The following is a 21,549-nucleotide window of genomic DNA, read 5'->3' as shown; positions in this document are numbered from 1 at the left end:
GTATGGCACTGGATAAAGAAAGCGGCTATCGTAAGAACTTTCTGCTTATTGTAACTTTCATTGTACTCATTTCCATCTTGTTTATCCTTTCCTTGTTTCTGGCTTTTAATTTTAGTAAGAAATATATTGAGAATGAATTTGTTTCTGAGAAGGTAAACGTGCTTGAACAGACCATTAAACCTTACAATGATTTTTTTCAAATCAAAATGCCGCAGGTATCCTACTACAGCGGTTATCTGGATTCTGCTTCGGCTTCCCGGTTTGCCGATACCACAACCCTCAAATATCCTTTTGTATCTAAAATTACTTTTTACGATTCGGAGGTTAAAAATATGCCGGTAAAAGACGGTGTAAATTCAAAATCTTTTGGCTTTGGTCCTAAAAATATCTATCAGTTTGGGAAAAATGTATCTGCAGATTCAATTAAAATATATTCAGAAGAAAACCGGAAATCATTTGATGTAAACAGTGATTTTAATCCAATGGCTTTACAGCTTTTGAGTTATATCGGTCGTTTGGATACCGCTAAAGTTCCCGGACAGGAAGAATTATTTACCAACTTTTCCGTAGTGGCTTCCAACAAGATTACCTATTTAAATATTCCTAGTTTTGAGGAGCTGAAAGTGTACAAAGAAATGCTGCACAAAAAACTTCCGCAATCGCCGGTTTATAAATTAGGAATGTTTGTTTTTCAGCTCGACCCGTCTAAAATTAAAATTATAAATACAAAGCCCTCACTTTTTCAAAGCATACAGGTACAGGCGCTTACCTATGATCCGATTAACATTTCAGATGAAAATATGACGACTGAAATTGCACTGCCCAATGCGTTTTCAAATTTTAAACTCTATTTTATTTCTTCGAAAGATCATATTAAGAAAGAGATATTTATTTACTTTTTACCAATTGCCATGGTGCTTTTGCTGGTTTATGGCGTGTTGTTGTTAATTGCCTTTTTAATTTTTCGTAATTTAAACATCAACAGTAAAATGTTTAAGCTGCAGTACGATTTCGTAAATAACCTTACCCACGAGTTTAAAACACCTGTAAGCGTAATCAAAATTGCAGGGAACAACATTAAAAGCGCAACCTCTTTATCCGAAAGAGAACTTGGTTTATATGGTAAAATACTGGATGAAGAAGCCGACAAGTTAAATGGCTTAATGAATAAGTTACTGGCCTTTACCCAAATTGAAAACAAAGCCATAAAGCTAAATGAGGAAGAGGTTAATATTCGCGATTTTATAGAAAGTACTATTGAATCGCATACCTTAAAACATCCTGATTTTAACATGACCTATGAAGTAGCAGGTTTTAAAACCTTTATTACCGATCCGGTTTTAATGGGAAGTTTATTCGATAACCTGGCTGAAAATGCCTATAAATATTCTAAGCCCGATAAGAAGATATTGCACATTAGTGCCAAGTTGATTAAAGGTGTATTGGTATTTAGATTTACCGATAAAGGAATAGGTATACAATCAAGCGAATTAAACAATATATTTAAGAAGTTTTTCAGGATTCAGAATGAATACAACCAAATGGGGAGCGTTGGGCTTGGTTTGGCATTTTGCAAAGAACTGGTTAACTTTATGCAGGGAGAAATTACAGTAAAAAGCAGAGTAGGCACAGGTACAGAGTTTAAAATTGTGCTGCCTTATAACAAATAAAAATTGAAATGTTAAAATGCTGAGAGGTTTTAAGTTGCTGGTCAACACGACAACTTTCAGCATCACAACCTTATAATACAATATAAATGTCTAAAGAAGTAAAAATATTAATCGTAGAAGATGATGAAAATCTTCGCTTTTTAGTTGCACATCGTTTAAAAGCTGAAGGTTACAATGTACTGGAAGCTAATGATGGGGATGCTGGTGAAAGAATGATTTTAGCAGATCAGCCTGATATTGTTTTGATGGATTGGATGTTGCCGGGTAAGCAGGGATCTGATGTTTGCGAAAGTGTACGCGGACAGGGGTTTGAAAACCTGATTATTATGATGACTGCAAAAGCACAGGACGTAGATAAGATTGATGCTTACAATTTTGGGGCTTCTGATTATATAACCAAGCCATTTAATATGGATGTTTTAGTGGCCATGCTGGAAAGTAAGGTTAAGTTTATTGTGAATAAAGATACCGCTGAAATTCACCGTTTTGGCAACATGGAGCACCATCCTAATATTCATACTTTATTTAGAGAGGGCAGAAAGATTGAATTAACCATTTTAGAAAACCGGATTCTCCTTTACTTTTTGCGTAATCCGGGTAAGGTAATTAACCGTGATGAGTTAATGTTAGTAGTTTGGGGTTACAACTCAGATGTAAACACCAGAACGCTGGATATGCACATTGTGCGCCTGCGTAAAAAGATAGAATTAAATCCTGATAACCCTCAACTACTACAAACTGTACGTGGTGTGGGTTACCGTTTTAATGCCGGATAACAAGTATAATTACATGAGAGAATTATTCTCTCATGTAATATTATTTATGCTCTTTTCAGGGTGAAAATTGTAATCTCCGGTAAAACTCCAACTCTGCCTGGATAGCCTAAAAAGCCATAACCAACGTTCACATATAGTTGTTGATTTTTTTCACGGTACAAACCTGCCCATTCTTTATATATGTATTGTATCGGGCTCCATTGGTATTCCTTTAAGCGAACTCCAAATTGCATTCCGTGGGTATGACCACTGAACATGGCATCAATTTGAGGATATTTTTCCAATACTTCACCCCGCCAATGTGAAGGATCGTGGCTTAACAGGAGTTTTACAGGTAGATCGTCTGTGTTTTTTACCGCCAGCTCCATTTTACCATATTTAGGAAAACGGCCCATCCCCCAATTTTCAATGCCTAAAATCCCGATTTCTTCACCATCTACTTTTAAGCGGCGGTTTTCATTCATTAATAAATCGTAGCCCATCACTTTATGTACATCAACCATGTCTTTCAGGTTTTTAACCTTGGCAGGGGATGATTCACGGCCGAAATAATAATCGCCATAATCATGGTTTCCTAAACTGGAATATACACCAAGAGGAGCTTTAACTTTCGAAAATATATCCTGGTAATCTTTAACTTCGTTGGTCAGGTTGTTGACCAAATCACCGGTAAAGAAAATGAAATCAGTTTTTTCAGCCAGTAACATTTCTACGCCGCCTTTAACCGCAGTTTTATTGTAAAAACTACCTGAGTGGATATCAGATATTTGCCCCATTCTGATGCCGTCGAAAGCCTTTGGAAGGTTGGGTAAAATTAAATCAACTTTTCTAACCTGATAATCGTATGCGCCGGAAATAATGCCCCAGCTGAGCGAAGTTAAAGGAACTGCTGCGGCAACCAGGCCAGCTTTTACCAAAAATTCAGACCGGGAAATCGGTTCAGCTTCACTTACCGGCTTTGAATCTTCTTTCGCAGCCACTTCCTTTTTCTTGCCTGCCCTGAAAAGCTTTATAAATCCTCTTCTTAAATCATCTGCCAGTAAAAATGGGAGCATCGCGAGTTTACAAGCAACCGTTAAAAAGAATGCAACTAAAATAATGGCTCTTAAAGTTAAAAACAGGTTTAAGTATATGCCACAAAAAACACCGATAATGAGTAAGATGCTATAGCCCCAATATAAAATGCTGAAGATTTTTTTGGTATTCGGTTTCCATTTTTTAAAAACTGAAATAATGGCTTTATAACAGTAAATGTCGAAAGCAATAATAAAGATACAGGCAACAATAATTAATGGTAATCTTCCCATTTGAAAGAATTTATTCGTTTTTGATTAAAAAATAAGGCAGGTTTTCGGCCCGCCTAAATTAAATATTTCTGTTAATAATGTGTTATCTTAAATCGTCTTCATCTTCTTCCTCATCAAACTCGGCATTAAAAAGACTTCCAAACATGTCGCTAAAACCAAAACCTCCGTTTAAGAAATTCTTGCTCAGTTGAGAATATTCTGCTAATCCATGTAAAACAAACTCCATTAAAAGTAAAGTTTGATTTTCGCTTAATTTTGGGTGAAACTTTTTAACCAAATCATATAAACCGGGCACAATCATTAAGGCCTTTTTATATTTTACGTTTGTAAGCGAATCTGTTAAATCAAGATCATTTCCTTCGGTAAACCATTCGCTTATTTCGGTATAAGGATTAGCTGTTTTGCTTTTTTTAGCCTTTTCAGGATCTGGAAAATACCTGGCAAACAAAGTTTTTACCGCTTTACCAATTAAAGTGGTGGCTACATGAGCGGGCCCTTCCAGCTCGCCTTCATAAACCAGTTCTATTTTTCCGGTAATTGCCGGAATAATTCCAGCTAAATCTGATAAACGAACAAAAGTATTTTTCTCGCCTGCCATCAGCATTCTTCTTTCAGCCGTACTAATCAGGTTTTCATAAGCAGAAATGGTTAATCTGGCCGATACACCCGATTTCTGATCGATATATTCACTTTTTCGGGCTTCAAATGCAATTTGTTCTACCAGATCTTTCACTAAACCATCGGCTTCTATATTCGCTTTTTGTTCTGGTGATAATTTAGCTTCCTGAAAAGTAATTTTTCTCGAAATTTCGATGCTTTTTGGATAGTGCGTTAAAATCTGACTTTCAATCCTGTCTTTTAAAGGTGTTACAATGCTTCCACGATTGGTATAATCTTCCGGATTGGCGGTAAACACAAATTGAATATCCAAAGGCAAACGCAATTTAAAACCACGAATCTGAATGTCTTTTTCCTGTAGCATGTTAAATAATGCAACCTGAATTCTCGCTTGTAAATCCGGCAATTCATTAATTACGAAAATGCTGCGGTGTGCACGCGGAATTAACCCAAAATGGATGACCCGCTCATCATTATAAGTAAGTTTTAATGTGGCGGCTTTTATCGGATCTACGTCGCCAATTAAATCGGCTACAGTTACATCCGGCGTTGCTAGCTTTTCTGTATAACGTTCGCTGCGGTGTAACCAGGCTATTTCTGTTTCATCACCTTTGGTTGCAATTTCATTTCGGGCAAACCAGGAAATTGGGTTTAAAGGATCGTCAAATATCTCACTCCCGGCAACATAAGGTACATACTCATCTAATAAGTTGACCATTAGCCGGGCAATTCTGGTTTTTGCCTGTCCGCGTAAGCCTAAAAGTAAAATATTATGGCGGGAAAGGATAGCGGTTTGTAATTCAGGAATTACGGTTTCATCATAACCAATAATGCCCTGAAATTCTGCTTTGTTATCGCGAAGTTGTTTGATCAGATTTTCTCTTAGCTCATCTTTAACGCTTCGTGAAGTATAATTTGTAGCCTTTAACTGGCCTAATGTTTTAATGTCCATACAGATTAATTGTATTAAAAGGGCGTTTTTAAATTATTGGTGGCTTTTTAATTTTCTCATAAAAGAGCCAAACACAGGAAAAAGCTCCGTAAAAAGTGCATTGTCTCTATTTTTAATCATCACTTCACTAAACATTTTTAACCCAATGGCAAATTCAGCGCTTTGCTGCTCGTTTTCGAATAAATTTTTGCCTTTTATGGTCTTAATAATCTCGAATATATTATCGTGGTTGTCGAATTCAAGTTCTAAGGGTTCATTTTTAATATCCTCTTCTTTGGCTAAAGATATTTCCTTTAAAATAAGTTGATATTTATTAGTGCGTTTAGTCATTACGGGTTTAAAATTTACAGAACTGCTTATCGAACAGTTCTTTTTCTATTTTTAATATAATCTTCAAAAATGTATTCACCCAAACCGGTTAACGAGCTATAAAATGCTCTTCCTCCATTTATTTGGGTAAACTGGCGGACAAACTGTTGTAAATAGGGGTCTTTAGCAATCATAAAGGTGGTGATCGGAATTTTTAACCTTTTGCATTGTGCCGCCATATTCAGGGTTTTATTAATTACTTTACGATCTAAACCCATGCTGTTTTTATAATATTTTCCATTTTCTTTCAGGCAGGTTGGTTTCCCATCCGTAATCATAAAGATTTGCTTGTTGTGTGTTTTCCTGCGGCGAAGCAAGTCTGCAGCAAGTTCCAAACCTGCATAAGTATTGGTGTGGTATGGACCAACCTGCAGGTAAGGCAAATCTTTAACACTGATTGGCCAGGCATCGTTGCCAAACACTACAATATCCAGTGTGTCTTTTGGGTAACGGGTTTTAATCAGCTCAGCCAGAGCCATCGCAACCTTTTTAGCGGGGGTAATTCTATCTTCACCATACAGAATCATGGAGTGCGAAATGTCAATCATGAGAACCGTTGAAGTTAAAGTTTTAAAATCTTTTTCTTCTACTTCCAAATCCCGTTCTGTTAAAGTGAAATTACCAATGCCATGATTAATCTGCGCATTATGGATAGATGCCGTCATATCAATCTGATCCAGGCTATCCCCAAAATTATATTCGCGTCTGTCGGCATTTTTTTCTTCACCAATACCAGATTGATTACTGTTGTGATTTCCTCTTCCGGCCTTTTTCAACTTGCCAAAAATCTCTTCCAAAGCAGATTTTCGAATGGTTTGTTCGGTTTTGGCGGTAATTTTAAATTCTCCGGTCTGATTGTCTTCGGTTAAATAACCTTTTTCTTTCAAATCGTCAATAAAATTGCCAATGCCGTAATCGTTATTGGTGAGCTTGTATTGCTTATCCAGTTCATTCAGCCAGCTCAAAGCTTCTGCCGCATCTCCAGCTGTATAGTTCAGCAATTCGCTGAATAATTTCAACAACTCATCAAACCCACCTTTAGGTGTATCGCCGGGCTTATAATCAGAAAAACGAAAACCTCTCATGTGCTTTTATAAACGGATTATCGAAGATAAAAGTTTAGCAACGGATTAATTTAAGCGTGGTGTCATAATTTAGGACAAGGCTTAAAGCTAAAAAAGAACTGACAGACTAGAGCTGAAAGTTTAAAGTGGAACTGTTTTTAGTCAATTTGGGAATAACTGTCAACTGCCAGCTAATTTGGGCGTTCCCGCTCCGATAAAAAAAATCGGAGACGGTCGGGCTTTTCAGGGCTGCGTTTTACTTCGGTGCCAATAAAAAATTGACACTAAACCCTTACAATCCCTAACGCAGAAGGGCAAAGCCTAAAATCAATTTTATAAATTTAGTTTTTGAAGAAAATAAATGTCATTTTTATTAATTAATTTCAATAATGAAAAAACGATTAACGATTGCTTTGTTTTTTATTGGATTTGTAGCTTCAGCGCAAACACCAAAAGATAAACAAGCTATTCTGAATGTGTTGGAAAACCAAAGAATCGCCTGGAATAAGGGCGATGTAGAAAGCTATATGCAAGGCTATGCAAAAAACGATAGCTTATTGTTTGTTGGTAAAAGCGGTCCAACTTACGGCTGGCAAAAAACACTGGATAATTACAAACGTGGTTATCCTGATCAGGCAGCCATGGGTAATTTAACTTTTGGAATTAAAAAAGTAGAATTTTTAAATAAAGATGTTGCCTTTGTTTTGGGTAGCTGGAATTTGAAAAGAGAGAAAGATGAACCAAAGGGGTTTTTTACCTTATTGCTAAAAAAGATAAAAGGGGAGTGGAAAGTTGTGGTAGATCATAGTTCTTAATCTAAATAAATTATGAAAAAAATCAGATTCGTATCATTCAGTGTTATAATTACGTTTTTGTTTGTTGCCTGTAACTATAAATCAGGAGAAAAACCGCCTCCTGTAACCTATAGTAAAGATGGGTTAAGTATGAGTTTACCCAAGTATTGGAAAGTAACAAAAGACAGACCTATTGAAGGTGTAGATAGTAGCCGGATTATTTCGATAACCAATAAAGAACCCTTTAGTAAAGATGCTTATTTGGTGATTACATCCGTTAATGAAAAGGAGGAACTTGATAAGGTGCTTGAAAATTTAATACAGAGTTTAAGAGCCAGCCATAGCAAAAGAAATATTGAATTTGGGTTGCTGGATAAGGTTCAGAAGGTTAAAGTTGGGAACATTGATGCCCTGAGAGTGGGCTTTGAAACCAAAATAGTAACCACCCGGAACAATGGTACGCTGACAGTTTTTAACCTGAATAAAAAAACGTATTCTTTTGTATTTAATAGTGATGTTAAAGAAAGTAAAGAAAATAGCGGAGTAGTTGATTCAGCGATAAAATCATTAAAAGTTAATTGATTTTTACCACTGAATCTAATACCTTACAGAGTTTAAAATCCAGATTATTATTCGCCCAGTTTATAGTTTTTATAATAGTAATCCTTATCCTCGTCGGTAATTTGACGAATAACTTTACACGGATTGCCAACGGCCAAAACATTATCAGGAATGTCTTTTGTAACTATGCTGCCCGAACCAATAACAACGTTACTGCCAATTTTTACACCTGCGTTAATCACTACATTTCCGCCAATCCAAACGCTGTCGCCAATGGTTATGGGCTGGGCCCATTCATATTCCTGATCTCTCAGGTGCGGGTGAATTGGGTGTCCGGCCGTATAAATTGCAACATTTGGAGCAATAAACACATTATTTCCAATACTAACTTTAGCACAATCTAAAATTACCAGGTTAAAATTTGCGTAAAAATTATCGCCTATTTCAATGTTATAGCCATAATCACATCTAAAGGGTGGCTCTACATAAAACATCTTCTCTGTTTTGCCAAATAGCCTTTTTAATAGTTCTTTCCGTTGTTTGATAAATTTTGGGGCCAAACTATTAAATTCAAAAACAATTTCTCTTGCCTTTAATCTTTCTTTTGATAATTCTGCATCACCCGCCTGATAGGCTTTACCTGCAAGCATTTTTTGTTTTTCGGTTAGGATTGACATAAATAATAGTGTATCGTGATTTTAAATGAGTGGTTTATAATTTGCTGACAAGCCAATTAATGGTTTGCGTGAAATATGAAAAGTAAATAGTTCCCCAGATAGGTGTGCTTTTATATTTGTATACCAGTCTTTTTTCCAAATCTAACAGTACGGGTATTTCAAATGCCGACCAATGTTTTTTTGAGGCATTCTCAGCAAAATAAATTGCATCGCCTTCTATTTTATTCCCCATTAATACGGCAATTGAACCAACACCGGATTGTAATCCTCTGGGCCAGCCTTTATTATTTGCAAGTGCGTAATTTAAACAGGTAGCAGAAAAATTTTCGATAACGGCTCTGTTCACGGGTTGGTCAGTTTCACCTATAATGATGAAAGTATTTAGCTGGGTGGCAAACCAGCTCCATTTAAATTTTTTAATATAGCCAACGGTACAGTTTATACCATTAATGTTTACCTGCCCTGAATAGATGTTTTCATTGCTTAGAATTTGCTTTAGATCAGCCATAAATTTTGAGATTATTTAGATAATATTTTTAGGCTAAATGATGAACAAAAATAATACCAGTGAAAGTGATTAGGTTAATTTAAATCGTGCTAAATAAAAAATGGGGCTATCGTAAACGATGCCCCATCTCATTCATGTGTTAATATTTTTTAAGGTCTGCCTTTTGCAAGCGCTCTTTCAGCAATTTTAACTGCTTTTTTCTCTCTCCAATTGGCATATTTTTCTTTAAAAGTCATTTTAATTAAACTGTCGATTGCGCCATGGGTAAATAAGCTCCAAACGCTTGCCACTTTACGGGTAATGGATTGATCCCATGCACGTAAGCTTAATGAGAATGAACCATCCAGGTATTTCATCCAATGCCACATTCCGGTTGGCATAAATAAGGTATCGCCATGTTCTAAGAAAACTTCATAACCTTCAACACCGTTTAAAGCAGGGAATTTTTTAAAATCAGGGTTTGCTACATCATAATCTTCCAATGCATAGGTTGCATTTGGTAAGCAATATAAACGGTCTTTCCATTTATTATCGAAAAGAATAATGTGTTTTCTCCCTCCAAAATGGGTGTGGAAGATATGAGGTAAGTCGATATCGTAGTGTAAAAACGTTACTGAATTGGAACCGCCAAAAAACATTGCTGGCATGCTTTCAATAAAACCGCCCATTAAATCTTTTGGGATTTTTACATCATTAATTAAACTTGGAACTTTTTTAAACAGGTTAAAGAAAAAAATTCTTAATTCTGTTGGTTCTCGTTTAATTAAATCAAGATAATCTCCAAATTTCATATGTGCTGTTGCAGCATTAATTGGTTTTGAAGGATCGGCCTTTGAATTATCGTAAAGAGGAACTTCCAGGTCGCCACCAATTTCTTTCAAATACTCAGTTGTCCACTTTTCTCTTGCTGGCCAGTCTTTGGTTAAGCCCTTAATAACTAACGGACGTTTTGTTTTCAGATAATTTTTCTTAAAATCTTCCGGAGTAATACTCTCAACAATGTCTACTGGTTTTAAAATGAAACTCATGCGCTTAAACCGGTTATTTGTAACCGAACAACAAATGTGTAAAATTTATTTAATATATAAGACACCAACGAGCAAATGTGACGAAAATTACTTATTCAAAAATTTGCAGTTAATTAACCATTTGTTAATCTATGTTGGGGTGTTAGGCCGGTACTTTTCGGGTACTAATTTCTACATAAGCCGCATCCCAAAGTTTTATACGCATTTCTAGAGCTTGTTTAGTTACCTTTTCGGCTTCTTGCCAAAATTCAGGATTAACTTCACAAAGTTTTTCAGTCATTTGTAAAGCTAAATGACTATGGTGATCACCGTCTACTTCAATATGACGTTCTAAGTAATACTTAAATATGGATACCTTTTCAGGCTGAGTGCTATTTAAATCGGTTACCATCGAAAAAAACATACCTGGAATTAAATCTTCACGGCCAAAAGTAAAACTTGCTGCCTGTAAATGCATTTTACCTGTATTAATGGTTTCGAATGTAGCATTTACGAAATCTTTTGCCGCTGCAGGAACTTTAGCGGTTTCAAAAGCATCGTTAAAAGTACTGCCGTTTTTTAGCTTGCTTAAAAATAAATTAATGGGCTCAGTATTTGCTCCACATTGTTCCATGGCATCCAGATAAAGTTCGAAATGACTTTTAATTTGCCCTTCTGCATCCACATCTGATTCTTCGCCAGCTACAATTTCGTTAATCAATTGTCTGGTTACGGCATCGCCAACCGGAAACCAGGGTAGGGTAGTACAAGTTAAATTGATTTGTAGGGCTTTTAACAGCGACATAAAATCCCAAACGGCGAAAATATGATGCTGCATAAATATTTGCAAGTCCTCCAGGTCGCTTATCGAAGAATAAACTTTGTGATTAATAATTTGCTGTCTGAGCGGCTCAATGTTTTTTTGTATCCTAACAATGTTTTGATGCATGCTTTTTTAATTATCGAACAATAGAATAAAACAAGATGAATTTTTCTGCTTTTGGCTTAGCTTCATTCAATTATTCTCTAAATCCGGTCTTTTTATCGGGGTAAATTTTTTTGTAATGCCTTGGTTGCTTTTTTAATAGCAAGTTCTTCTTTCCAGCTCATGTACCTCTCTCTGAAGTTCGCTTTCATAAAGTCGTCAAATTTACGCTGTAAGGTTAAGTTGTACAAGCTTTTTGTTTTAACCGCCCAGCTTTTATCCCAGGCTCTTAAACTAATAGAAAAAGATCCGTCCAGATATTTCATCCAATGCCAGTAGCCCGTAGGCATAAATAGCGTATCACCGTGTTCTAAAAATGCTTCCACCCCTTTAACTCCTTTTAAAGCCGGGTATTTTTCAAAATCAGGATTTTCTACATCGTAATCTTCTAAAGCATATGTAGCATATGGAATTTGATATAAACGTTCTTTCCATTTGTAGTCAAATAAAATAACATGCTTCCTGCCATTAAAGTGCGTGTGGAAAATATGTGCTAAATCGATATCATAATGCAGAAAGGTAACCGAACCTTTGCCACCAAAAAACATATTCGGGTAACTATCCAAAAAGCCACCCATTAAATCTTTAGGAGCAATGTAATCTTCCAATAATTTGGGCGCAAATTTAATTGGATCGAATAAAAATATGCGTAAATCAGTCGGTGTTTCTTTAATAAGATCTATATAATCGCCGAATTTCATTTCAGCGGCCGCGGCATTTATTGGCTTAGAGGGATCAGCTTTAGAACTGTCGTATAAAGGAACATTTTTATCGCCAACTACCTCTTTCATATAATCCATTGTCCATTTTTGGTAAGCAGGCCATTTTTTAGCCATATTCTTAATGATCAATGGTTTGCGTGGATTTAAGTAGTTTTTTTCAAAATCAGTTTTAGATATGTCTTCAACTATATCTATTGGAGATAAATCGAATTTCATGTTAACTTATTATTAATGCAAGCAAAATTAATTAATTAGCCACATCAACATATAAGGGAAGATAAATCATGAAAAAAGTCTGACAATTAAACAAAAAAAGTCAGAAAGTTACTTTGCAGAAACAAAAAAACGCTTTTGCCTGAGCAAAAACGTTCTTGTTTATAGGGATGACTAAATATTATTTTGGCATTAACACGGTATCTATCACATGGATTACGCCATTTTTTTGCCAAACATTGGCGATGGTTACAGTGCTCATTCCACCTTTTTCATCTTTCAATACTAATTTTTTACCTTCCATCCAGGCCCAAAGTTTACCACCTTCTACGGTAGTTAACATTGCTTTACCTTTGCCTGCTTTAATTGCTGCAGCAATTTCTTTACTGCCCATTTTGCCTGCCACAACATGGTAGGTTAAAATTTTGGTTAAAGTTGCTTTATTTTCAGGTTTAACCAGGTTTTCTACTGTTCCTTTCGGTAGTTTATTAAACGCATCATTTGTTGGTGCAAAAACGGTAAAGGGCCCTGCACTTTTTAAAGTTTCAACTAAACCGGCAGCTTTAACTGCAGCTACCAATGTTGTATGGTCTTTTGAGTTTACGGCATTGTCTACAATATCTTTAGTTGCATACATTGCTGCACCGCCAACCATTGGATTTTTTTGAGCGTAAACCTGGGATGTGAATGCCATACTAACGATGGCCATTGCAGATAGGATTAATTTTTTCATTATTTCTATTTTTAAGTTTTTGTTATTTGAACTCATTTACGAGGACTTACAAAAACTGGTTTTTAAGAAAGTAATAAAAAATTATAATTGGTTGATTTTTAGTTCATTAATTTTGTTTTTTTGAAACTATTTTAATGATTTGGAAAAGTGCTGTAGTACAAATCGGATTGTGCAGTCCGTCTTTTCGCTATATCCCCGATGAAAAACCGGGGGATGCCGCTTCAATACGGTTTACTTAATCCGGTTTTTACCGCGATTTAAATTTTGGATTAAACCACTTTAGCTTTTCTTACCTTTTTAGAGAAAATTTTTGGGAAGAAACGTTTTAATAATACCGCTTTGGTTTCCTGACCACCAATGTAAACTTCTTCTTTTTTGTTTTTTATAGCTGTAACAATTTCTGTTGCGCAGGCTTCGGCACTCATTCCATTGTTTTGAGCATCGTCCATGGTTCCTTGGTTTTTTCCGGTTCCTGTTAAGGCATTTACTGAAACCTGTGTTTTTATAAATCCCGGACAAACAATGGTAATGTTTATATTTTGATCATAAACTTCTGATCTTAACGAATCAAAATACCCATGCAAAGCATGTTTGGAAGCCGAATAAGCAGAGCGGAATTTAGTGCCAAATTTGCCAACCAAACTGCTTATGCAAACAATTTGTCCGCCACCATTGGCAATCATTACAGGTAAAACGGCTTTGCTTAAAATTACAGTCCCCCAAAAATTGGTATTCATAATTTTTTGCTCGGTTTGCAAGTTGGTTTCTAAAGCTAAAGACCGCTGACTTACTCCGCCGCTATTAATTAATAAATCGATTTTACCGAAAATACGAATGGCCGCTTCTGCCTTTTCGCTTAGGGTTTCCGTTTCGTTTAAATCGAATGGCAATACATGAACATTAAAAGAATTCTGGCAGTTGCTTTTTACCCTGAATAGTTCATCCCGGTTGCGTGCAGAAATAATTAATTTATCACCTGCTTTAAAATATTTGTAAACCAGTGCCTCGCCAATTCCGGAAGATGCGCCGGTAATCCATACAATTTTTGACATATTTTTAAAAATTATAGAATTTAAATAACTGCTTAATTATTCAAACTCAATTTAGTCGTTACCTATTATAAATAATTCTGATGCAATGTGATCTGCAAATAATTTTCCTTCCTTGCTTAAAGTAAGGATTCCCTCTTTTTTAATTAACCAATCTTTATCTTCGAAACCTTTTAAGTTATATAAAGTCTCCTCCAGGAAATCTTTTCCGAAATCAGTTTTTATTTTTTCAAGATTTACGCCCCACATCGTGCGCAAAGAAGTCATAACGTATTCATTAAAGCGATCGTTCAGGCTTAATTCTTCCACAATTTCAGGCAATTTATTCCCGGTTAAAGTTTCGGTGTAAAGTGCGTTGTTAGCGGGATTCATGTACCTGTTATAACCATCAAAACCATGCGCCGATGGGCCAATACCTATATAATCTATGCCTTTCCAATAATTGGTATTGTGTATGGCATAACAACCGGGCTTTGCGAAGTTTGAGATTTCATAGTGTTCAAAACCAGCTGCTTGTAGTTTTTCCATTAAAATTACAAATTGTGCCGCACTTTGATTATCACTTACCGGCACTTGTTTTTTGCTCTTTATAGCATGTGCAAGCGCTGTTCTGGGCTCAACTGTTAAGGCATAGGCCGAAATGTGTGGAACTTGTAAATCTATTGCCTTCTCAATATTGCTAAGCCATTTGGCATCTGTTAACAAAGGATAACCATAAATTAAATCAAGCGTGAGGTTTTCAAAGCCTGCATCCTGACTTCTTTTTATACAATCCTCGGCTTCCAAAGCATTGTGTGCCCTGTTCATCCAGATTAAATCTTCATTGAAAAAGGATTGGATTCCTACGCTAAAGCGATTTACGGGAAGCTGTTTAAGCTCCTTCAGTTTTTGCGCCGTTAGGTCGTCAGGATTGGTTTCAATGGTAATTTCTGCACCAGCACTAACTGAAAAGGTTTGGTTTATGGCATCAAATATTTTTTGTAAACCAGCTTCTGACAGGATAGAAGGTGTACCGCCACCAAGATAAATGCTGCCAACCTGATCTTTAATCCGGTCTTTTTTTAGCTTAATTTCTTTGCAAAGGCTTTCGACCATTTCATCTGCGTATTTTAACGAAGTGCTAAAATGAAAATCGCAATAGTGACAAGCTTTTTTACAGAAGGGAATATGAATATAGATGCCAGACATTCTGACAAAGATAGGTGATAATCTTGTATACAATGTTGAGAATATGTTTCAATCCGGATTGATTTTACCTATCCATGAAATAACTCATTGTTTAAAGCAAGGGCCTCGGATCAAATAAAACTTTTATGGACTTGATTTTTTCGTTTTCCAAAGTGTACCAACCTGATGAAAAAATTGTTTTTTCGCCCATGTTAATGTCGAAGAAAACCGATACCTCATGATCATCTGCAAAAAGCTTTTGAATGTTGTATTTAAACTTCATTTTCTTCATGTCGTTAATGTAATTATCGGCACCAGTTCGTTCACCCATTACACCTTTAAAAGTCATGTTCTCATCAAGCTGTTCTTTTGCCAGATCGAAATTCTCCGTATTTAGTGCATTTAAAAAATCTAATACAACTACTTTAGCATTGTGTTCGTTTAATGTTGTCATTTGTTCTTAGGTTGTTTTATTTTAAACAAGGCATTTTTAAGAATGTTTTGAAGAAAAATGCTTCTTTACTCCAGGTTGCCTATTCTCCTAAACATATAAACTAATAACTACCCCTGATTATTTCTTTTGCTTTTTCGAGCGGCTCATCGATTCCTTTTTTTATGCCTTCTATTGTAGGTTTAACCAAATGATCAATTTTTACACCTTTGCGTTGTGCATTGGTGCCATCAGGATAATAAACTCCGATTCCGGATACCCACGTCGTAAAATTGCCGGGTAGAGGAATAGCCGATATATTTCCGTCTGCGCCTGCAGTTGTGCTCCCAATTACTGTTACATTTTTTGCACTTTGAATAGCCATGGTCACAAATTCTGCATTGCTCTGGGTTGCTTCGTTAACGATTACCACAATCTTACCTTTATAATTATCGCTTCTTTTAGTGCCGCTTTTTACAGGTTCGGAATAAGTAAACGTTCCGGGTTTGAGTATGGAGCCATTTGTGAATTTAACAAAATTAGAAGAGTCAGATTTAAAGTAAGTGCTTAGCGATTGTTCCATTTCATCAGATGGATAATTGCGCATATCTACAATTATGCCCTTTGTATTTTTAAACGCATTTCTGATGCTGTCAAGATCTTTCACCTTATATTTTTTACAGAAAATGTAACCGATCTGATCGTTTATTAATTTATAACCTGGTGCTTTCGGATCGGGATCCCAGTCATAAGTAGTGTTAAGGTTTTTTTCTTCGGGGGCCTGCTGATTGATAGAAATAGCATTGCCATTTCTGATTACGCCAACTTTAAATGTTGGATTATTACTCCTCAGCAGGTATTTTTTTGGCATATCTCGTAATACGGTGGGATAGTTTGAGGCTGGTGTAAAAGGAAGATACTTTTTTATGAGTACATCAACATCAGTTCCATCAATGGAGGCAATTACATCCCCGATTTTTAGATTATTTTTGACCTCTAAAGTATCTTTATAATAAGCGGTTACCACGAGTTTATCTTCTATAAATTTAGCTTGAAAAGGAAGCCTGAATTTGCCTAGATAATCATCGTAAACTTTACTACTGATAAAGGTATGAGTATCATGTGTGGCGCTAATCAGTTTAACCATCGTCATTACGTACTCATTTTGATTGGCTACGGTGAGTAATTGTGGAATAAATGCAGGTAATGCGGTGTTCCAGTTTTCTGTAATCAATTCCCTGTTGGGCGAAAAATATTGAATAATGCTCCAGTAGCGATATAATGACAGTAATCTATGCCCGGCATCAGGATACTTCATTTTAGGATATAACCTTTCATGGTCAAATGATGGATTGGAAGACGCTGCCTTACTTATGTAATAATGCGTTTTGTTATTGCTGTTGGATAGAATAAAGTTTAATTTCAGTTTTACACTCGGAGTAAAAACTGTATTTGTAAATAAGTCTCCATAATCCGGTTTAACGGCTATAACTTTATTAATTGGTATTTTTTTACAGTCTTTACATGCTGGAACAGGTCCCAAAATGCTTACCCATTTTTCAATGGTGTTAGAAAATTCCCGGTCACTTTTTACCTTTAATATAGCCGGCAGTATTCTAAAAAGTTCAGCATCCCAATTGTACGCTCCTTTTGCTATTGCGGGGTGGTAATATTTTAAAAAGCCCCAGGTTTCTCCTAAAAGAGTCAGATATTTGATGTTTTGGGTATTTGGAATAATGGTATCTATTCCCGATCCGTTTTCAAAGGCCAGGTCTTTCGTTGCGTTATAAACGGAAGCCTGCCTGGTGGGCGCTACTTCAATTGATTCCTCATTTATATAAATCCGCAAACTATCGGCCCAAATCTTTCCTTTGCCAGCCAACATAGCGCCTACTGTTATTTTTACAGCCTCATCATCATTATAGGGTGCCCTTATCATATATTCATTCCAGTCATGTGTGCCTTCTAGCTTTTGGGTTTCCATGGTTTCAAAGGCAAGTTCCCGCCCATCTGCACTTTCAGTTCTTAGCCAAAGACCAGCAAAGCCAGCCTGAACATTTTCAGTTTTAATATTTCCGATAAGAATAATCGATTTACCAATGAATGTTTTGTTAATCGGAAACCTAATCGCTGCACTGGAAGTATTAGTGTTTGAAGTAATTGAAACCGAGTACTTACCCTGTTTTTTAATGCTGCTATCTAACTTTATCTCATATTTATTCTGATTGTTGTAGGTTAGGTCCCAGCCAGTTGGATTACCTTTGTCGTCGATGCTTTCAAAGTTTCCGTTAAATCTATTTTGGGCATTGGCTATTGATGCTGCAAGCAGTAGAGCGAGGAATAATTTAAATTTTAAGGCTTTCATCCTGACAATTTAATTAGAATTTTAGCTGAAAATAAAAAGAGCAACTTTATTTAACCTTTTTTAACGGAATAGGTTGTAATATAAAAACTTGATGTTGCAGATTTATTTAAAACTGTTTGAGCGATGCATCGCTCGTTATAAAACCTGAAGGTGTGGATTTCAATTTAAATGGATTTATTTTTTGTGTAAACCATAAATATTCAAGTACTTTTGCTCCTTAATTTTAAATTGCAGAAATGCCCAGATTTATTTTCATCTTATTTGCTTTTTTACTGAGTGCAAATTTTGCTGAAGGGCAACAAATTCCTGCTGTTTCGGATAGTGTTGTTGTAAAAAAATATCAATACAGGCGTTACAGACTAGATTCTGCCCAGCTTGCCAGACAAAAGTTTGTTACGGATTCCATCATCAGGCATACCTGGGTTTTACCAGAGACCGCTATTAATAAAAATGCTTTGCTGGATAGTGTTCAGAAAGAATATTTATTCCCTTCGCTTGATTTGCTGGCCTGGCAAAAAAAATATCAGCACCTAAAAAAGAAGGTTAATCCTTATCAGCTTGGGCATGCAATTCCAAAGGGAAATGTGTGGTTGCTGGGCTTTATTTTTATCATGTTACTGGTGTTTGCGATTCTTAAAACGGCCTTTTCAAAACAATTATCCGCAATAGTTCAATCCTTTTTTAGTAACCGGGTTTTAAATAACATCAATAAAGAAGATAATCTTTTTAGTTCGTGGCCCTTTCTGTTGCTTTTTATTCAGTTCGGTTTTATTTTGGGCATGTTTTTCTTTCTTGTTGCCCAGTATTACGATATGTATCAGGTGCAGCAGGGGTTTAAGTTTTTCTTTACCATTTCCATTACCATTATTGTTTTTTACGCATTGAAACTTATTATTTTAAGGTTCCTGGGTTATTTGTTTAATGTTCAAAAACCGGTAGGAGAATACATCTCCATATTATATTTAAGTTATTTTAATGCATCCTTGTTATTTATTCCTCTGGTGGTTGCTTTTGCGCTTTCTCCGTTAAAATATGGCGTTGTATATATTGTGCTGGCTTTCTTATTGTTAGGCATAATATTTGCGTTTCAATTACTAAGGGCGGGTATAACCATACTTTCTAATAATAAGTTTTCTAGAATGCATTTAATTTTGTACTTTTGCGGCCTCGAAATATGTCCTATTTTAATACTAATTAAAACAATAGGATTGTAGCAGGAAAAAGGAAATGCAAGAAAAAAATGACGCTAGAATTCGTAAAGTAAAAAGTATCTTGGTTACTTTACCGAAACCTGAAACAGAAAAATCTCCTTACTTTGATTTGGCTAAGAAACACAACCTTAAAGTTGATTTCCGGTCTTTCATTCATGTAGAGGGCGTACCTGCAAGGGATTTTAGAAAAGATAAAATTAACCTTGCCGATTTTACAGCCGTAATTTTTACGAGCCGTAATGCAGCTGATCACTTCTTCCGGATTTGTGAAGAAATGAGGTATGATGTACCCGTAGATTTAAAGTATTTTTGCTTGTCAGAAACCATTGCTTTATATCTTCAAAAATACATTCAATACCGTAAGCGTAAAATCTTCTTCGGAAAACAAACTGCTGCTGATTTAGCAGAAGTGTTGAAAAAACACGCCAATGAGAAGTTTCTCTACCCTTGTTCGGATGTAGCGACTGAGGATACTATGAATTTCCTTGAAAAAAGTGGCTATAATTTCACACCGGCAGTTTTATTCAGAACAGTGGTTAGTGACTTATCTGATCTTGCTGAAGTTTTCTACGATGTGATTGCATTTTTTAGCCCGTCAAGTATCCAGTCGTTATTTAAGAATTTCCCGGATTTCAAACAAAATAATACCCGTATTGCAGCATTTGGTAGCAATACAAGCAAAGCGGCTACTGATATGGGCTTAATTGTTGATATCGCAGCACCAACTCCCGGAGTTCCTTCAATGACAATGGCAATCGAGAATTACATTAAAGTATCGAACAAATAATACGGTAACATTTTATTTTAGGGGTCGTGCAATAAATTCGTAATTTTAAAGTTATTAGATGGTCACGGAATATTGTAACGAAAATAATGGGAGATTAGGATTTTAAAATAAAATATTATTTCCTTTTAGTGGCGATTTTAAAATAAAATATTTGCTTTTGTTGATAATTTCAGTGATTTTTGATAAAAATGATCCTAATTGTGTTTTACACATTATAAAAATATGAAGAAAATTTACCTTCTGGCTATTGTGGCTGTAAGTGTATTGCTGGCAAGTTGTGGCCATGGTGGTCAAGGCGAGTTAGTAGGTGCCTATAACCGAAAATTTAAAAACAACAGGATCCCTTTAGGAATGGTTTATGTTCCACCGGGTCATACTCCATTAGGTGGATCTGATGAAGACATTACATTTTCTCAGAACGGACCCAGCAGAGTGACGACGATCAGTGCGTTTTTCATGGATCAAACCGAAATTTCCAATGCTGAATATCGTCAATTTACCAACTGGGTACGCGATTCTATCGCTGTAACCATGATGGGAATGCCTGCTCAGTTTACGGTTGCCCCAAGAAACGGTGCGGCGGCAGGTTTGGGTGGTGATAAATATATTGACTGGAAAAAAGTTGGTGTAAATGGGGCTAACATTTGGCGCAATAGCGGCAGAGGCACAACTGCTGGAGCACAGGCAAGCCAGTTAGATGGCATGTATTATTCTGGTTTAGATGCCTTACCGGGAAGAAAAGAATTTGACGTTCGTAAATTCGAATATGCTTATGCTGAGTTAAATATGGATAAAGCGGCTATTGGCCATAAAGATCCAAACAGCAAGCGTCAGGATTATATTGACAGGTATGTTGTTGCGATTTATCCGGATACAATGGTTTGGAAAACCGATTATTCGTACTCGCAAAACGATCCAATGGTTCGTGGCTACTACAATCACCCTTCTTATGATGATTACCCTGTGGTTGGCGTAAGCTGGGAACAGGCAAAAGCATTTTCTCACTGGCGTACCCGACTTTATGATGGAGTTGCTACAGCAAGAAAAATGCCTGCGGGTTCAAGATCTGATTATAGATTACCTGCCGAAACAGAATTTGAATATGCTGCAAGAGGTGGTAATACTAAAACAAAATACCCATGGGGCGGTCCTTACATCAGAAATACAAAAGGCTGTTTACAAGCCAACTTTAAACCGGGGCGTGGAGATTACTCCAGCGATGGTGGTATTTACACCGTTGGCGTAAGATCTTATTTTCCTAACGATTATGGTTTATACAACATGGCCGGAAACGTTTCTGAATGGACAATTACTGCATATAACAAATCAGCAAGTCCTTTATTACACGATTTGAACCCTAACTTTACTTATGTAGCAGGGAAAGAAGATAGTAAATATTTGAAACGTAAAGTTGTAAAAGGCGGATCCTGGAAAGATACAGGGTATTTCCTTCAAAATGCGGTTTCAACTTACGAATATCAGGATCAGCAAAGATCATATATCGGCTTTAGATGCGTTTCTTCATACCCGGGAACAGATCTGAGAAACTAAAAAGACCAAAACTAAAAACTAAAGAAAAACATT

Annotated in this window: 21 protein-coding genes; 7 read left to right on the top strand and 14 right to left on the bottom strand. The window is 36.1% G+C overall.

Going from position 1 to position 21,549, the window contains the following annotated elements:
• Positions 1 to 2 precede the first annotated feature (2 nt).
• Both O0955_RS02000 and O0955_RS01995 read left to right on the top strand, forming a co-directional pair.
• Positions 3 to 1,670 (top strand): sensor histidine kinase, encoded by a 1,668-nt coding sequence (locus O0955_RS02000; protein WP_269425854.1) that lies wholly within the window; start codon positions 3 to 5, stop codon positions 1,668 to 1,670.
• A gap of 86 nt (positions 1,671 to 1,756) precedes the next feature.
• Positions 1,757 to 2,446, top strand: coding sequence for a response regulator transcription factor (locus O0955_RS01995; RefSeq protein ID WP_269425853.1), 690 nt, complete (start codon positions 1,757 to 1,759; stop codon positions 2,444 to 2,446).
• A 44-nt stretch (positions 2,447 to 2,490) separates the two neighbouring features.
• Here the strand turns inward: O0955_RS01995 and O0955_RS01990 are convergent, their stop codons facing one another.
• The 4 genes from O0955_RS01990 to O0955_RS01975 form a co-directional block, all read right to left on the bottom strand.
• The gene (locus tag O0955_RS01990; protein WP_269425852.1) at positions 2,491 to 3,753 is read right to left on the bottom strand and encodes a metallophosphoesterase; all 1,263 of its coding nucleotides are present in this window, start codon (positions 3,751 to 3,753) and stop codon (positions 2,491 to 2,493) included.
• 82 nt (positions 3,754 to 3,835) lie between these two features.
• Positions 3,836 to 5,323, bottom strand: coding sequence for a magnesium chelatase ATPase subunit I (locus O0955_RS01985; protein ID WP_269425851.1), 1,488 nt, complete (start codon positions 5,321 to 5,323; stop codon positions 3,836 to 3,838).
• Positions 5,324 to 5,356: 33 nt separating this feature from the next.
• Positions 5,357 to 5,653 carry a DUF3861 domain-containing protein gene (locus O0955_RS01980; RefSeq protein ID WP_269425850.1) on the bottom strand — a complete coding sequence of 99 codons (297 nt, stop codon included), beginning with the start codon at positions 5,651 to 5,653 and terminating at the stop codon, positions 5,357 to 5,359.
• Positions 5,654 to 5,679: 26 nt separating this feature from the next.
• Positions 5,680 to 6,777 (bottom strand): vWA domain-containing protein, encoded by a 1,098-nt coding sequence (locus tag O0955_RS01975; RefSeq protein WP_269425849.1) that lies wholly within the window; start codon positions 6,775 to 6,777, stop codon positions 5,680 to 5,682.
• A gap of 368 nt (positions 6,778 to 7,145) precedes the next feature.
• On the opposite strand from O0955_RS01975, the gene O0955_RS01970 reads away from it, so the two are divergent.
• Both O0955_RS01970 and O0955_RS01965 read left to right on the top strand, forming a co-directional pair.
• A complete protein-coding gene (locus O0955_RS01970; protein ID WP_269425848.1) occupies positions 7,146 to 7,571 on the top strand; it encodes a YybH family protein in 426 nt (141 codons plus the stop codon).
• Between the two features lie 12 nt (positions 7,572 to 7,583).
• Entirely contained in the window at positions 7,584 to 8,132 is a 549-nt protein-coding gene (locus O0955_RS01965) for a hypothetical protein (RefSeq protein WP_269425847.1), read from the top strand.
• A gap of 47 nt (positions 8,133 to 8,179) precedes the next feature.
• On the opposite strand, the gene O0955_RS01960 is transcribed toward O0955_RS01965, so the two are convergent.
• The 10 genes from O0955_RS01960 to O0955_RS01915 all read right to left on the bottom strand — a co-directional run bounded on the left by O0955_RS01960 (position 8,180) and on the right by O0955_RS01915 (position 17,967).
• A complete protein-coding gene (locus O0955_RS01960; protein WP_269425846.1) occupies positions 8,180 to 8,788 on the bottom strand; it encodes a sugar O-acetyltransferase in 609 nt (202 codons plus the stop codon).
• Positions 8,789 to 8,822: 34 nt separating this feature from the next.
• Positions 8,823 to 9,296 (bottom strand): hypothetical protein, encoded by a 474-nt coding sequence (locus O0955_RS01955; protein ID WP_269425845.1) that lies wholly within the window; start codon positions 9,294 to 9,296, stop codon positions 8,823 to 8,825.
• Between the two features lie 149 nt (positions 9,297 to 9,445).
• Positions 9,446 to 10,324: a cupin-like domain-containing protein gene (locus O0955_RS01950; RefSeq protein ID WP_269425844.1), complete on the bottom strand. Its 879-nt coding sequence runs from the start codon at positions 10,322 to 10,324 to the stop codon at positions 9,446 to 9,448.
• A gap of 142 nt (positions 10,325 to 10,466) precedes the next feature.
• Complete coding sequence (locus tag O0955_RS01945; RefSeq protein WP_269425843.1) at positions 10,467 to 11,252, bottom strand: DUF3050 domain-containing protein; 786 nt, start codon at positions 11,250 to 11,252, stop codon at positions 10,467 to 10,469.
• A 92-nt stretch (positions 11,253 to 11,344) separates the two neighbouring features.
• Entirely contained in the window at positions 11,345 to 12,226 is an 882-nt protein-coding gene (locus O0955_RS01940; protein WP_269425842.1) for a cupin-like domain-containing protein, read from the bottom strand.
• Between the two features lie 178 nt (positions 12,227 to 12,404).
• Positions 12,405 to 12,956: a fasciclin domain-containing protein gene (locus O0955_RS01935; protein WP_269425841.1), complete on the bottom strand. Its 552-nt coding sequence runs from the start codon at positions 12,954 to 12,956 to the stop codon at positions 12,405 to 12,407.
• A gap of 269 nt (positions 12,957 to 13,225) precedes the next feature.
• Positions 13,226 to 14,008 carry an SDR family oxidoreductase gene (locus O0955_RS01930; RefSeq protein WP_269425840.1) on the bottom strand — a complete coding sequence of 261 codons (783 nt, stop codon included), beginning with the start codon at positions 14,006 to 14,008 and terminating at the stop codon, positions 13,226 to 13,228.
• A gap of 51 nt (positions 14,009 to 14,059) precedes the next feature.
• Positions 14,060 to 15,193 (bottom strand): radical SAM family heme chaperone HemW, encoded by a 1,134-nt coding sequence (hemW, locus tag O0955_RS01925; RefSeq protein ID WP_269425839.1) that lies wholly within the window; start codon positions 15,191 to 15,193, stop codon positions 14,060 to 14,062.
• A gap of 91 nt (positions 15,194 to 15,284) precedes the next feature.
• Positions 15,285 to 15,626, bottom strand: a complete 342-nt coding sequence (locus O0955_RS01920) for a nuclear transport factor 2 family protein (RefSeq protein WP_269425838.1) — start codon at positions 15,624 to 15,626, stop codon at positions 15,285 to 15,287.
• Between the two features lie 100 nt (positions 15,627 to 15,726).
• A complete protein-coding gene (locus tag O0955_RS01915) occupies positions 15,727 to 17,967 on the bottom strand; it encodes a S41 family peptidase (protein WP_269425837.1) in 2,241 nt (746 codons plus the stop codon).
• A 236-nt stretch (positions 17,968 to 18,203) separates the two neighbouring features.
• Between O0955_RS01915 and O0955_RS01910 the strand changes: the two genes are divergently transcribed.
• The 3 genes from O0955_RS01910 to porK all read left to right on the top strand — a co-directional run bounded on the left by O0955_RS01910 (position 18,204) and on the right by porK (position 21,516).
• Entirely contained in the window at positions 18,204 to 19,181 is a 978-nt protein-coding gene (locus O0955_RS01910) for a DUF4271 domain-containing protein (protein WP_269425836.1), read from the top strand.
• A 13-nt stretch (positions 19,182 to 19,194) separates the two neighbouring features.
• Entirely contained in the window at positions 19,195 to 19,965 is a 771-nt protein-coding gene (locus O0955_RS01905; RefSeq protein ID WP_269425835.1) for a uroporphyrinogen-III synthase, read from the top strand.
• A 222-nt stretch (positions 19,966 to 20,187) separates the two neighbouring features.
• The gene (gene porK, locus O0955_RS01900) at positions 20,188 to 21,516 is read left to right on the top strand and encodes a T9SS ring complex lipoprotein PorK/GldK (RefSeq protein WP_269425834.1); all 1,329 of its coding nucleotides are present in this window, start codon (positions 20,188 to 20,190) and stop codon (positions 21,514 to 21,516) included.
• Positions 21,517 to 21,549 lie beyond the last annotated feature (33 nt).

The organism is Pedobacter punctiformis (assembly GCF_027213715.1).
In the GTDB taxonomy this organism is placed as follows: Bacteria; Bacteroidota; Bacteroidia; order Sphingobacteriales; family Sphingobacteriaceae; genus Pedobacter; species Pedobacter punctiformis.
This window is presented reverse-complemented; position numbering and strand designations above follow the sequence as displayed.

What these genes read in the sequence shown, in the direction of transcription:
- O0955_RS01975 (WP_269425849.1), bottom strand. Translation starts at nt 6,777, where the DNA reads ATGAGAGGTTTTCGTTTTTCTGATTATAAGCCCGGCGATACACCTAAA.
- O0955_RS01970 (WP_269425848.1), top strand. Translation starts at nt 7,146, where the DNA reads ATGAAAAAACGATTAACGATTGCTTTGTTTTTTATTGGATTTGTAGCT.
- O0955_RS01935 (WP_269425841.1), bottom strand. Translation starts at nt 12,956, where the DNA reads ATGAAAAAATTAATCCTATCTGCAATGGCCATCGTTAGTATGGCATTC.
- O0955_RS01985 (WP_269425851.1), bottom strand. Translation starts at nt 5,323, where the DNA reads ATGGACATTAAAACATTAGGCCAGTTAAAGGCTACAAATTATACTTCA.
- O0955_RS01940 (WP_269425842.1), bottom strand. Translation starts at nt 12,226, where the DNA reads ATGAAATTCGATTTATCTCCAATAGATATAGTTGAAGACATATCTAAA.
- O0955_RS01995 (WP_269425853.1), top strand. Translation starts at nt 1,757, where the DNA reads ATGTCTAAAGAAGTAAAAATATTAATCGTAGAAGATGATGAAAATCTT.
- O0955_RS01955 (WP_269425845.1), bottom strand. Translation starts at nt 9,296, where the DNA reads ATGGCTGATCTAAAGCAAATTCTAAGCAATGAAAACATCTATTCAGGG.
- O0955_RS02000 (WP_269425854.1), top strand. Translation starts at nt 3, where the DNA reads ATGGCACTGGATAAAGAAAGCGGCTATCGTAAGAACTTTCTGCTTATT.
- O0955_RS01980 (WP_269425850.1), bottom strand. Translation starts at nt 5,653, where the DNA reads ATGACTAAACGCACTAATAAATATCAACTTATTTTAAAGGAAATATCT.
- O0955_RS01950 (WP_269425844.1), bottom strand. Translation starts at nt 10,324, where the DNA reads ATGAGTTTCATTTTAAAACCAGTAGACATTGTTGAGAGTATTACTCCG.
- O0955_RS01915 (WP_269425837.1), bottom strand. Translation starts at nt 17,967, where the DNA reads ATGAAAGCCTTAAAATTTAAATTATTCCTCGCTCTACTGCTTGCAGCA.
- hemW (WP_269425839.1), bottom strand. Translation starts at nt 15,193, where the DNA reads ATGTCTGGCATCTATATTCATATTCCCTTCTGTAAAAAAGCTTGTCAC.
- O0955_RS01965 (WP_269425847.1), top strand. Translation starts at nt 7,584, where the DNA reads ATGAAAAAAATCAGATTCGTATCATTCAGTGTTATAATTACGTTTTTG.
- O0955_RS01920 (WP_269425838.1), bottom strand. Translation starts at nt 15,626, where the DNA reads ATGACAACATTAAACGAACACAATGCTAAAGTAGTTGTATTAGATTTT.
- O0955_RS01905 (WP_269425835.1), top strand. Translation starts at nt 19,195, where the DNA reads ATGCAAGAAAAAAATGACGCTAGAATTCGTAAAGTAAAAAGTATCTTG.
- O0955_RS01930 (WP_269425840.1), bottom strand. Translation starts at nt 14,008, where the DNA reads ATGTCAAAAATTGTATGGATTACCGGCGCATCTTCCGGAATTGGCGAG.
- O0955_RS01990 (WP_269425852.1), bottom strand. Translation starts at nt 3,753, where the DNA reads ATGGGAAGATTACCATTAATTATTGTTGCCTGTATCTTTATTATTGCT.
- O0955_RS01910 (WP_269425836.1), top strand. Translation starts at nt 18,204, where the DNA reads ATGCCCAGATTTATTTTCATCTTATTTGCTTTTTTACTGAGTGCAAAT.
- O0955_RS01945 (WP_269425843.1), bottom strand. Translation starts at nt 11,252, where the DNA reads ATGCATCAAAACATTGTTAGGATACAAAAAAACATTGAGCCGCTCAGA.
- porK (WP_269425834.1), top strand. Translation starts at nt 20,188, where the DNA reads ATGAAGAAAATTTACCTTCTGGCTATTGTGGCTGTAAGTGTATTGCTG.
- O0955_RS01960 (WP_269425846.1), bottom strand. Translation starts at nt 8,788, where the DNA reads ATGTCAATCCTAACCGAAAAACAAAAAATGCTTGCAGGTAAAGCCTAT.